Origin of the sequence: Mycolicibacterium agri (genome assembly GCF_002553505.1) — a bacterium.
GTDB lineage: Bacteria > Actinomycetota > Actinomycetes > Mycobacteriales > Mycobacteriaceae > Mycobacterium > Mycobacterium agri.
On the sequence record NZ_PDCP01000035.1, the window covers coordinates 15,759 to 27,783 of the forward strand.

Annotated in this window: 11 protein-coding genes and 1 pseudogene; 10 read left to right on the plus strand and 2 right to left on the minus strand. The window is 67.8% G+C overall.

Features of this window, described 5'->3' with window-relative positions; all coding sequences use genetic code 11:
• The 3 genes and pseudogenes from bla (at nt 1) to CQY20_RS19070 (ending at nt 2,146) form a co-directional block, all read left to right on the plus strand.
• A complete protein-coding gene (gene bla, locus CQY20_RS19060; protein WP_097941647.1) occupies nt 1–903 on the plus strand; it encodes a class A beta-lactamase in 903 nt (300 codons plus the stop codon).
• A gap of 2 nt (nt 904–905) precedes the next feature.
• Nucleotides 906–1,715 (plus strand): rhomboid family intramembrane serine protease, encoded by an 810-nt coding sequence (locus tag CQY20_RS19065; RefSeq protein WP_097941648.1) that lies wholly within the window; start codon nt 906–908, stop codon nt 1,713–1,715.
• 18 nt (nt 1,716–1,733) lie between these two features.
• Nucleotides 1,734–2,146 (plus strand): annotated as a pseudogene (locus tag CQY20_RS19070) (YchJ family protein).
• Nucleotides 2,147–2,150: 4 nt separating this feature from the next.
• Here CQY20_RS19070 and ald read toward each other — a convergent pair.
• A complete protein-coding gene (gene ald, locus CQY20_RS19075; protein ID WP_097941649.1) occupies nt 2,151–3,266 on the minus strand; it encodes an alanine dehydrogenase in 1,116 nt (371 codons plus the stop codon).
• A gap of 93 nt (nt 3,267–3,359) precedes the next feature.
• Between ald and aldR the strand changes: the two genes are divergently transcribed.
• Nucleotides 3,360–3,875 (plus strand): HTH-type transcriptional regulator AldR, encoded by a 516-nt coding sequence (aldR, locus tag CQY20_RS19080; RefSeq protein ID WP_097941650.1) that lies wholly within the window; start codon nt 3,360–3,362, stop codon nt 3,873–3,875.
• On the opposite strand, the gene CQY20_RS19085 is transcribed toward aldR, so the two are convergent.
• Nucleotides 3,864–4,826, minus strand: a complete 963-nt coding sequence (locus tag CQY20_RS19085; RefSeq protein WP_097941651.1) for a squalene cyclase — start codon at nt 4,824–4,826, stop codon at nt 3,864–3,866. The two genes, aldR and CQY20_RS19085, sit on opposite strands and share 12 nt — an antisense overlap.
• A 41-nt stretch (nt 4,827–4,867) precedes the next feature.
• Between CQY20_RS19085 and CQY20_RS19090 the strand changes: the two genes are divergently transcribed.
• The 6 genes from CQY20_RS19090 (at nt 4,868) to CQY20_RS19115 (ending at nt 12,024) form a co-directional block, all read left to right on the plus strand.
• Complete coding sequence (locus CQY20_RS19090) at nt 4,868–7,609, plus strand: helix-turn-helix transcriptional regulator (protein WP_097941652.1); 2,742 nt, start codon at nt 4,868–4,870, stop codon at nt 7,607–7,609.
• 66 nt (nt 7,610–7,675) lie between these two features.
• On the plus strand, nt 7,676–8,698 hold the full coding sequence (locus tag CQY20_RS19095; RefSeq protein ID WP_097941653.1) for an LLM class flavin-dependent oxidoreductase: 1,023 nt from the start codon (nt 7,676–7,678) through the stop codon (nt 8,696–8,698).
• Nucleotides 8,695–10,335, plus strand: coding sequence for an FAD-dependent monooxygenase (locus CQY20_RS19100; protein WP_097941654.1), 1,641 nt, complete (start codon nt 8,695–8,697; stop codon nt 10,333–10,335). The genes CQY20_RS19095 and CQY20_RS19100 overlap by 4 nt, the downstream gene beginning before the upstream one ends.
• Before the next feature lie 33 nt (nt 10,336–10,368).
• A complete protein-coding gene (dapB, locus tag CQY20_RS19105; RefSeq protein WP_097941655.1) occupies nt 10,369–11,106 on the plus strand; it encodes a 4-hydroxy-tetrahydrodipicolinate reductase in 738 nt (245 codons plus the stop codon).
• Nucleotide 11,107: 1 nt separating this feature from the next.
• Nucleotides 11,108–11,572, plus strand: a complete 465-nt coding sequence (locus tag CQY20_RS19110; RefSeq protein ID WP_097941656.1) for a tetratricopeptide repeat protein — start codon at nt 11,108–11,110, stop codon at nt 11,570–11,572.
• A complete protein-coding gene (locus CQY20_RS19115) occupies nt 11,569–12,024 on the plus strand; it encodes a flavodoxin family protein (protein ID WP_097941657.1) in 456 nt (151 codons plus the stop codon). Before CQY20_RS19110 ends, CQY20_RS19115 begins: the two co-directional genes overlap by 4 nt.
• The last annotated feature ends 1 nt before the right edge of the window (nt 12,025 follow it).

The following is a 12,025-nucleotide window of genomic DNA, read 5'->3' on the forward strand; positions in this document are numbered from 1 at the left end:
GTGAATCGACTCTCGCGACGAAGCGTCCTGGTCGGCGGGCTGGCGGTAGCCGGCCTCGCGGCCTGCCCACCGAAATCCGTCCTCGCCGAACCCAACGAACCCGTCTCGCCGGCGCACCAGCGCATCGAGGCGCTGCAACGCCAGCACAACACGAAGATCGGCGTCTACGCCGTCGACCTCGCATCCGGTCGCACGGTGTCGCATCTCGACGGCGAAATGTTCGCCATGTGCTCGACATTCAAGGGTTACGCCGCGGCCCGGGTGCTGCAGATGGTGCAGAACGGTGAGTTGACGCTGGACCGCCAGGTGTACGTCGACCCGAAATGGGCGGCGCTGCCGAACTCGCCGAGGACCGCCCCGAACTCCGGCGGTCAGATGAGCTTGGCAGACCTTTGCGCGGCCGCCGTGCAGGTCAGCGACAACGCCGCGGGCAACCTGCTGCTGCAGACGATCGGCGGGCCATCGGCCATCACCCACTTCGCGCGCAGCATAGGCGACGAGCGGACTCGGCTCGACCGTTGGGAGATCGAGTTGAACTCCGCGACACCGGGAGACCCCCGCGACACCAGCACGCCGCGGGCACTCGGCGGCGGCTACCGCGCCCTGCTCACCGGCGACGCGTTGGCACCGCCGCAACGCCAGCAGCTCGAAGACTGGATGCGCGCCAACGAGACGTCGAGCATCCGGCCGGCCCTTCCCGAGGGCTGGACCACCGCGGACAAGACCGGCAACGGCGACTACGCCAGCACCAACGACGTCGGCATCGCCTACGGCCCGCAGGGGGAGCGGCTGTTGCTCGCCATCATGACGCGCACACAGACCGACAATCCCGATGCGCCCAACAACCGGCCGTTGATCGGCGAGGTCACCAAGGCACTGGTTCCGTGGCTTCTCGGTAGCTGAGCATGACCGCGCCCGTCCCGACCTGCTACCGCCACCCCGACCGGCCGACATACGTTCAATGCACCCGGTGCCATCGCTACATCTGTCCGGAATGCATGCGCGACGCCGCGGTGGGCCACCAGTGCGCCGAATGCGTCAACGCCGGGGCGAAAACGGTGCGCCAACCGCGAACTCGTACCCAGTGGGGTGCGACGACGCCGGTGGTTACCTACACCCTGATCGCGATCAACGTGGCAGCGTTCGTCGCGCAGATGGCGTCGCGGCGCGTCGAGGTGGAGTTCGTCATGTACTCGCCCGCCGTCGCCAACGGCGAGGTGTACCGGTTGCTCACCTCGGCGTTCCTGCACAGCGGCATCACGCACATCCTGTTCAACATGTTCGCGTTGTACGTGGTGGGCCCGGCGCTGGAGATCTGGCTGGGCCGGCTGCGGTTCATGGCGCTGTATCTGCTGAGCGCGCTGGGCGGTTCGGTGCTGATCTACCTGTTCTCCAATGCGCCGACGCTGGGCGCGTCGGGGGCCGTATTCGGGTTGTTCGCAGCCGCTTTCGTCATCGGCAGGAAGGTGAACGTCGACATCCGCTGGGTTGTCATCATGATCGTGATCAACCTGGTCATCACCTTCACCGTGCCGTCGATCAGCTGGCAGGGACACCTGGGCGGCCTGATCACGGGTGGGGTGGTCGCGTTTGCCTACGCGTATGCGCCTGCCAAGCAACGCATCCCGGTGCAGGCAGGCGCGACGGCCGCCCTGATCGTGTTGTTCGCCGCGCTGGTGTGGTGGCGGACAGCCGATCTGCTGGTGCTGTCCTAACGCACTCGCAGAGTGATCGTGTCGTCGACAGGTGACTGCCCGTGCGGCAGCGCAGAACTTTTCGGCCGCTGCTGCGGGCCTCTTCTTGCCAGGGAGCGCGAGGCCGCCACCGCCGAGGAGCTGATGCGGTCGCGCTACACCGCATATGCGGTCGGAGATCTGGACTACGTCTGGCGGACCTGGCATCCACGCACCAGGCCTGAGGTGCTGACGCCGTCGGACGAGGTGTGGACCGGGCTGGAAATCCTCGACGTAATCGCGGGCGCGGCAGGCGATGACGAGGGGTGGTGGAGTTCCGGGCCCACTACCGCAGAACGCGACGAAGTGGGACAGGCGCACGCGAGGAGCACAGAGGCTCCCTGCACGAGCGGTCCCACTTCGCCGTCAGAGCCCGTCGGTGGTTCTACCTGGACGGGGAATTGTTCGGTTGACCGATCAGGCCAGCACCTCGGCGGGATCGGTGTAGGGCAGCTCGAGGTCGTGGGCTACCTGCTCGGACAGCAGCGCGCCCTCGTGCGTCGAAAGACCCTTGGTCAGTGACGAATCGGCCTGGCAGGCCGCCCGCCAACCGCGCTCGGCCAGCTTGACGACGTACGGCATGGTGGCGTTCGTCAGCGCGTAGGTCGACGTGCGCGGCACCGCGCCGGGCATGTTGGCCACGCAGTAGAACAGCGTGTCGTGCACCTTGAACGTGGGATCGTCGTGCGTCGTCGGATGCGAATCCTCGAAGCAGCCGCCCTGGTCGATCGCGATGTCGACCAGAACCGCGCCCGACTTCATGTGCGCCACAGTCGAATTGCTCACCAGCTTGGGCGCCTTGGCGCCGGGCACCAACACCGCGCCGATCACCAGATCGGCTCCCTTGACAGCGTCTTCCAGGTCGAGCATCGACGAGTACCGGGTCTCGATGGCACCGCCGGTCTCGTTGTCGATCTTGCGCAACGTGTTGACGTTGACGTCGAACACGTTGACGTGCGCGCCCATGCCCCGCGCGATGCGGGCGGCGTTGTAACCCGCCACGCCGCCGCCGATCACGACGACCTCGGCGGGCGCCACCCCGGGCACGCCGCCCATCAGCACGCCGCGGCCGCCGTGGCTGCGCATCAGGTGGTAGGCGCCGACCTGTGCGGCCAACCGGCCCGCGACCTCGCTCATCGGCGCCAGCAGGGGCAGTGCGCCGTCGGCGGTCTGCACGGTCTCGTAGGCGATGGACGTGGTGCCCGAAGCCATCAGGGCGTCCGTGCACGGCTTGGACGCGGCCAGGTGCAGATACGTGAAGAGCGTCTGGCCTTTCCGCAGGCGGCCGTATTCGGCCTCGATCGGCTCCTTGACCTTCAGCAGCAGGTCGGCCTCGGCCCAGACCTCGTCGACGCTGTTGATGATCTGCGCGCCGGCGCGTTTGAAGTCTGCATCGGAGATCGCAGAGCCTTCGCCTGCGCCTGCTTGGATGAGTACCTCATGGCCGCGGTGGACCAGCTCGGCAACCCCGGCGGGGGTGATGGCAACGCGGTATTCGTTGTTCTTGATCTCGGTCGGGACTCCGACGCGCATGATCGCTCCTGAAATGTCGTTGGGTGTCTAAAATTGTGAAGAAGCTTCGGCGGTGAAGCAATAGCTGTGCAGATACTTCGATATGATCGACGAATGACCGAAGAATCATCGATCGCGACGGTCGGTCGGCCGCGTCCGCCGAAGGATGTTCGAGCCGCCGATCTCGACGACATCGACCGGCAGATTTTGATCTTGTTGCACCGCGATGCGCGCATGTCCAACAGCGCGCTCGCCGAGGCCGTCGGCATTGCGCCGTCCACGTGTCACGGCCGGGTCCGCAGGCTCCACGAACTCGGGGTGATCCGCGGTTTCTACGCCGATATCGCCCCTGCGGCCATCGGCTTGTCGCTGCAGGCGATGATCTCGGTGAGCCTGCAGGCCAACGCACGGGCCAAAATCCGCAGTTTCATCCAGCAGATCCGGCGCAACCCCCGGGTGATGGATGTGTACTTTCTCGCCGGCGCCGACGACTTCATCCTGCATGTTGCGGCCCGCGACACCGAAGATCTGCGGTCGTTCGTGGTCGAGAATCTCAACGCCGATGCCGACGTCGCCGGTACGCAGACCTCACTGATCTTCGAGCACCTGCGCGGCGCCTCACCGCTCTGAATCCCACCAGGCGAGCACCCGCATCGCGACCAAGGTCAGCCATGTGGACGGCTCGCCGGCGGGCGCGTCGACCTCGAACCAGACCCGGCCCGGTTGCCGGCCGCCCTGCAACCAGGTGCCGTCGGGTTGCCGCGCCGCACGGATCAACTCGATCGCCTCACTCATCCGTGGATCCGGCGCCACGCCGTCGTGCAGCGCCGCTCGGCGGAAGTACTCGGCGGCGTTGAGCACGCTGTAGACCCAGTAGAAGGGATACGCGAACTGCGTCGTCCAGGGCCCAACCGGCTCACCCGTCGACAACCGCCGAAACAGCCGTCGCTCAAGCAGATACTCCTGACCTGCCAGTCGCGCCGCGCGGGCGGCCGCGGCGCCTCCCGTCGCCTTCTCGTAGGCCAGCAGGCCCTTCAACGAATTGAGCGTCGAGTGAAACGACGATCGACGTGATCCCTCGATCCATTCGCAGTTCCACCCGCCGTCAGGCAGGCGATGGTCGACGAACCACTCCACGATGCCGCTGACATCGACGCCCAGCCATCCGCCGTTGGCCACGGTGTAGCCGTTGATGCAGCAGTCCACCTCACCGCCCCAGTACGGCAGATCGTCGTACTCCCAACGGGAATGCGCGGCAAGCAATTCGGCGGTCCGACGCCCCTTCAGGACTTGCGCGTCGAGTCCCCACTCCCGCAGCGCGTTGAGCGTCCACGTCGTCGCCGTCCACGGCTGACCGTGTTCTTCTTTCGGGTCGAAGTCGGCGGGAAAGAACGCTCCGCCTGCCCATTGCCCGTCGGCGTCCTGCAGATCGAGGAGCCGCTTGCCGAAGCCTTCGGTCGCGACCCGCGCTCGCGTCGCCTCCCACACTTCCTGCGGGGCGTGCACGAGGTCGCGTTCGACCTGCCAACGCAGTGCCGGATCCGAGTCGAGCAGCCAGGACAGCAACGCGTCGTCCGCCATGGCGCCGACTGTAGTGATGTGCGTTCGCGTTAGGTTGAGGCATGCTGCACGGGAGGGCGGCGGAATTGGCGGAGGTTCACGGGCTTCTCACCGAGACCCGCGGCGGCCGCAGTTCACTGCTGGTGGTGCAGGGCGAGGCGGGTAGCGGCAAGACGGCGCTTCTTCGGCAGGTCGCCGCGGACGCGCACGACTTCCGGGTGCTGCGTTGCACCGGCGTGGAATCCGAGGCCGAATTGCCCTTCGCCGCACTGCACCTTCTGCTGCACGACGATTTGGATCGCCTCGACGCGCTGCCGGGCCCGCAGGCCGGCGCGCTGCGTGCGGCGTTCGGCCTGGCCGACGCGCCCGGCGTGGACAGGTTTCTGGTCGGGCTGGCCACGTTGACGCTGCTGTCGGAGATCGCCGCCGAGGTGCCGGTGCTCTGCCTCGTCGACGATGCGCAGTGGCTCGATCGCGCCTCACTTGACGCGCTGTTGTTCGCCGGTCGCCGACTCGGGGCCGAAGGGGTGATGCTGCTGCTGGGCGCGCGCCCCGACGACCGCGATATCGGCTTCTCCGGGCTGCGTGTGCGACAGCTGCCCGCGCTCAGTGACTCGGCGGCCGCAGCGCTGCTGGCCGAGCGGGCGCCGGAGTTGGCGCCCCATCTGCGGGACACGTTGATCGCTGAAGCCGAAGGTAATCCGTTGGCGCTGATCGAGTTGGCGGCCGCGCTGCGGGCGGGCGATCCCGTTCCCGGACGCCCTCCGACCGTGACGACCGCGCTGTCGACGGCGGGCCGCCGGGTGCTGGACGGATTCGGCGTCCAGACCGAGCGGCTGCCGCGGGAAACCCGGATGGCGCTGCTGGTTGCGGCCGCCGAAGGCGCGGGGGAGCTCGGCGTCGTGGTGGATGCGATGGCTCGGATCGGGTTGTTTCCCAATGACTTTGGACCTGCAGAAACCGCAGGGCTGGTCGCGGTGACCAATGCCGCGGTGACGTTTCGCCATCCACTGATCCGATCAGCGGTGTACGGGCGCTCCGCTGTCGCCGACCGGATCACCGTCCACCGCGCGTTGGCCGATGCGCTTTCCGCGCCCGAGTTCGTCGACCGCCGAGCGTGGCATCTGGCCGCTGCGACGATTGGGTTCGACGAAAAGGCCGCCGATGCTATGGAAGCTGCGGCGCTACGAGCCGATCGCCGGGGCGGTTATGCGGCCGGCGCGGCCGCCCACGAGCGCGCCGCCCGGCTGACCGCGGATCCGGTCCTGCGTGGCAAGCGGCTCGCCGCCGCCGCGATGGGGGCGCGCGACTCCGGCCAACTCGATCTCGCCGCGGCGCTGGCTGAGGAGGCGGCCACGCTCGGCGGCGACCCGCCGACGTTGGCCCGGTTGGCGTGGGTCCGCGCCCGCGTTGAGTTCGAACGTGGAACACCAAGGCGCGCATCGGGAATGCTGCTTGAGGGGGCCGAGGCGCTGTATGGCTTCGATCAGGAAGAAGCCGCCAAGATGTTGATCGAGGTGGTGCGGATGGCGTATTTCGCCGACGACGCGCCGCACCTCGGCCGCGTGATCGATCTGATCGACAACCTGTCACTGGCGACCGACCACCCGCTGGCTGCCATGCTGGCCGCCAGCGCGATCCTGGCCCGGCTGCAGTGCGACGGGCTTACCGCTCGGGTACCGCCGTTGTCGGACATCGTGCACCGGATCGACCCGACGCCGCTCGGCGTCACCATCGGCAACCTGGCGATCCACGGCGCGTTTCTGCAGATGATCGTCGGTGAGGTCGACGAAGGGTGGGCGCGGACTTCCCGGATACTGGTCGAGGCGCGTGAGCGGGGCATGATCGGTGGGCTGCCGCACATCCTGCTGCAGCATGCGCAGGCGGCGCTGTTCTCGGGCCGCCTGCAGGACGCCCTGCGCACCGCGTCCGAGGGTGTGCAGGTCGCCGAGGACACCGGGCAGTTGAACTCCGCGGCGAACCTGCGCGCTGTGCTGGCCCTGATCACCGCGACGACCGGCGACGAGGACACCTGCGTCACGGCTGCGACGTCGTCGATAGACCGTGGCGCCGAACGACATTCGTCCAGCGTGGCTCTTGCGCACCTGGCGCTGGCCACCCTTGAGCTGAGCCATGGTCGGTACAACGCTGCGCTGGAACGACTTTCGTCGGTGCCGACACAGTTGCGGCGACATCCCACCTTCGGCCTGCTGTCACCGCCGGAGTGGGCCGAAGCCGCTGCGCGCAGCGGCGCGGGGGAGCGGGCGGCCGAAATGATGGCGACCTATGAGCGATGGGCTGCCGGCCGCGACAATCCCGTCGTACACGCGAACGTGCACCGCTGCCGCGCGCTGCTCGGCCCCGACGAGGAGGCAGAGGTGAACTACCTTTCGGCGATCCGGTTGTACGACGAGGTGAATCGGCCGATGGCGCGGGCGCGCACCGCCCTGCTGTACGGCGAGTGGCTGCGACGGGTCCGGCGCCGGTCCGACGCCCGCGAACCGTTGCGCGCGGCGGTGCGGGCGTTCGAGCAGATCGGTGCCAGGGCGTGGGCCGAGCGGGCCCGCACCGAGCTGCGCGCCACCGGCGAGAGCGTCGCGCCCGCCTCGCAGCCGCGCGGGCAAGACCAGCTGACGCCACAGGAACTTCAAGTCGTGCGGCTGGCCGCGACCGGCTTGAGCAACCGGGACATCGGCGCACAGCTGTTCATCAGCCCGCGCACGGTCGGCTATCACCTCTACAAGGCCTTTCCCAAGCTGGGCGTCGCCGGTCGGCACGAGCTCGCGGCCCTCGACCTGGCCTGAATACAGTCACCACTACAGTCATTCGACAGATTCGGCGCCGGCGCCATCGGGGCCATCGTGGATGGCATGAAATTCGGAGTCGATGTCCCCACTTGTCTGGCCGGAATGGCCTACCCGGTGCCCTTCGCCACCGCCGACGACGTCGTGCGCATCGCCGTCGAGGCCGAGCAGCTCGGTTATGACGAGGTCGCCGGCAACGATCACCTGAGCACGCAGCGGTTCGTGCGGGAAGCGTGGCCGGCCGCGCCGGACTATTTCGAACCGTTGATGATGCTGGCCACCATCGCCGCCAAAACGTCGACGGTGCGGCTGGGCACCGGGATTCTGGTGCTGCCGATGCGCGACCCGGTGCTGCTGGCCAAGCAGGTGGCCACGCTCGACCAGATCAGCGGCGGGCGAGTGACGCTGGCGGTGGCCGCGGGCGGATACCGCGATGAATTCGAAGCCGTCGCACCGGATCTCGCCGAAGCGAACCGCAACGACTTGATGACCGAAGGCATCGAGTCGCTGCGCGTCCTGTTCGAACAATCGCGCTCGACCTACGACGGCAAGTATCGCCGGTTCGTCGACGTGGAGTCCTATCCCAAACCGGTGCAGTCGCCGCTGCCGATCTATTCCGGCGGCAACGGCAAGGGCGCGATCCGCCGCGCAGGGCAGCGGTGCGAAGGCTGGTTGCCGGCCAAGATCGGCCCCGCCGAATTGGCAGCGGGCCGCGCCAAGGTGCACGGCTACGCGCGTGAGGCGGGACGTGACGCGTCGGCCATCACCATCGCGCTGCAGTCGGTCGTCTGCATCGCCGACACCGCGGCGCAGGCCCGCGAGAAATTCCGGCAATCAACCTTCCAGTTGTTCCGGTGCTCGCTGAACGACACCATGTTGACCGGCGTCTCCGAGGACCAATACATCGCCGACAGCCTGATCGGGACCCCCGACGAGGTATGTGAGAAGGTCGCGGCCTTCCAGGAGGCGGGGCTCGATGCGTTCTCCGCGACGCTGTTCGTCGCCGACACGATCGACGAAATGCTCGACCAGATGCGGCTTTTCGCCAAGTACGTGCTGCCCGCGTTCCCAGAAGGAATGGCAAGATGACGCGCAATCACATCGAGGTCCTGGTAGTGGGCGCCGGTCCGGTCGGCCTGGCGGCAGCGGCCGAGCTTCGGCTGCGCGGGGTCGGCGTCCGGTGCGTGGACGCTGCGGCGCATCACAATGTCACCACGAAAGCCCTTGGGCTGCAGGCGCGAACACTGGAACTGTTCGAACGGCTCGGGATCGTCGAGGCGGCCGTCGCGCGCGGATTGCCGGTCCGGCGATTCAACATCCTCAGCGAGCAGCGGCAGATCGCCGAATTCGACCTCGGCGGCCTTGACACGCCGTATCCGTACCTGTTGATGCTGCCGCAGCACGTGACCGAGCAGATTCTGCGAGATCGATTGGTAGAGCTCGGCGGTGGCGTCGAACAGGCGGTGGAACTGATCGGATTCACCCAGGACGCCGACGGTGTCGACGCGGTGCTGCGGCACGCAAATGGGCGCAGGGAGCACGTGCGCGCCGACTGGTTGGTCGGCACCGACGGGGCGCACAGCTTGGTTCGTCATCAATTGGGTCTGCAATTCGAGGGCGGCGCATTCCGCGAGGAGTTCGCCACCGCCGATGTCCGCATCGATTGGGGCTTGCCGATGGACGAGCTGTACGCATTCCTGAACCGAGGCAACTTCATCGCCTACTTCCCGATGGTCGGCGGTTGGCATCGGGTGGCGATCGCCTACAACACCCGCCGAGCGCCGCAAGGAGAGGTGACGCTCGCCGAAGTCCAGGGAGCCATCGACGCGTGCGGGCCGGTCGGTGCGCGGGCGGTCGAAATCGGTGACCGGTCACGATTCGTCATCAACCAGCGCACGGTGCAGGCGCAGTCCGTCGGCCGGGTGTTCCTGGCGGGCGACGCCGCGCACGTGCATTCCGTTGTGGGCGCGCAGGGTCTCAATATCGGTGTGCAGGACTCGTTCAACCTGGCCTGGAAGCTGGCGGCCGTCATCGCGGGACGGGCAGATCCGACGATGCTGGAAACCTATGCGGCAGAACGTCGCCCGGCCGCGAAACGAATCGTGACCGGGACCCGGCGCGCCACGCGGATGACCCTGCTGCGCAGGCCGCCGGCGGTGCTGGCGCGGCGACGGATCGCGCCGCTGGTGTTGGGCAGGCGTCGGGTGCGCAACACCATCGAGCACGCCCTGTCGCAGCTGGACATCTCCTACCGCAACCCCGGCGCGTCCGCGGTGGTGAAAGGTACGCCGGTCACCGGCGACCGCGCGCCCGACGCGCCGCTGCGCTATCACGGGATGGCGTCGTCGCGCGCGGCGCCGGTGAGTCGGCTCTTCGAAATCATCAGCCGCGACGAGTTCTCGCTGCTGATGGTCGGTGAAGCGGCCGACGTCGCCGCCGGCTATCGCCACATTCACGCTGTGGCGGAGAACTTTCCCACGGTCAGCGAGTACGTCGTCCTCCCCGGCACAGGCGCCGCGGTGGACGCCGATATCGCCGCGACGGCGCTCGCCGATGTCGGCAACACGCTGCGCGCCAAGTACGGTATCGACCGCCAGGCGATGCTGCTGATCCGGCCGGACGGCTATCTGGCGTTGCGCCACGACGAGTGGGCGCCCGGCGTGTTGCGAACCGGGCTGCAGCAGTGGCTTCAACCGGTCAGATCGACGCTGGTGGAGGAGAAGTAAGTCCCACAAATCGCGACGAACTAGGGTGAGGGCATGCGAGTCGCAGTGCTGGGCAGCAAGGGCAAGGTCGGGTCGACCATGGTCGCGGCGGTCCAAGAGGCCGACGACCTGACCCTGTCCGCCGAGGTCGACGCGGGTGACCCGCTGAGCCTGCTGACCGACAGCGGAACCGAGGTCGTCATCGACTTCACCCATCCCGACGTCGTGATGGACAACCTGAAGTTCGTCATCGAGAACGGCATCCACGCCGTCGTCGGCACCACCGGCTTCGACGACAAGCGGCTGGGACAGGTCCGCAGCTGGCTGACCGCCAAGCCCGACGTCGCGGTGCTGATCGCCCCGAACTTCGCGATCGGCGCCGTGCTGTCGATGCACTTCGCCAAGCAGGCCGCGCGGTTCTTCGAGTCCGTTGAAGTGATCGAGTTGCACCACCCGCACAAGGCCGACGCGCCGTCGGGGACCGCCGCCCGCACCGCACGGCTCATCGCCGAGGCGCGAAAAGACCTGCCGCCCAACCCCGATGCCACCAGCACCGCTATGGAGGGCGCCCGTGGCGCCGACGTCGACGGGATACCCGTGCATTCGGTGCGGCTGGCCGGCCTGGTCGCGCACCAGGAGGTGCTGCTCGGCACGCAGGGCGAGACGCTGACGATCCGCCACGACAGCCTGGACCGCACCTCGTTCGTGCCCGGTGTGCTGCTGGCGGTGCGTGGCGTCGCGGAGCATCCGGGGCTGACGGTGGGCATCGAGCCGCTGCTCGACTTGACCTGACATGAGCGAAGGCGGGCGCGCGCTGCGCATCCAGGTGCTCATCGGGTTCATGTGCGTCGCGCTGGTCGTCTACTTCTTCTTTCTCGGCCGTCTCGCCTGGGCGTTCATCACGTCGGGCAGTGGCGCCGCGGTGGGATTCGGGTTGGCGCTGATGGTGTTGCCGCTGATCGGCGTCTGGGTCATGGTCAGCACGTTGCAGGCCGGGCTTGCGCATCAGCGGCTGGCGCGGCTGGCCCGCGAGCGGGGAATGGAGCTCGACGTCAGCGATCTGCCGCGCATGCCGTCCGGCCGGATCCAGCGCGACGCGGCCGATGCGCTCTTTGCGACCGTGAAGGATGAGTTGGAGCAGGACCCCGACAATTGGCTGCGCTGGTACCGGCTGGCCCGCGCCTACGACTATGCCGGCGACCGACCCCGAGCCCGAGAGGCGATGAAGAAGGCCGTCGAACTGCAGGAGGCGGAATGACCAAGCGACTGCTGATCGTCCACCACACACCGTCGCCGTACTGCCAGGAGATGTTCGAAGCGGTGCTGTCGGGTGCCACCGATCCCGAGATCGAGGGCGTCGACGTCGTGCGCCGACCGGCGCTGACGCTGTCGCCGGCCGACGTACTGGAGGCCGACGGGTATGTGCTGGGCACGCCGGCCAACCTCGGCTACATGAGCGGCGCGCTCAAGCACGCCTTCGACGTGTGTTACTACCCGTGCCTGGACGCCACCCGCGGGCGCCCGTTCGGCGTCTACCTGCACGGCAATGAGGGCACCGAGGGCGCCGAACAGGGCATCGCCAAAATCACGACAGGTCTGGGGTGGGAGCAGGCCGCAGAAACCGTTGTGGTGTCGGGCAAACCGAGCAAAGACGATCTCGAGGCGTGCTGGAACCTGGGCGCGACCGTCGCCGCGGGCCTCATGGAATAGC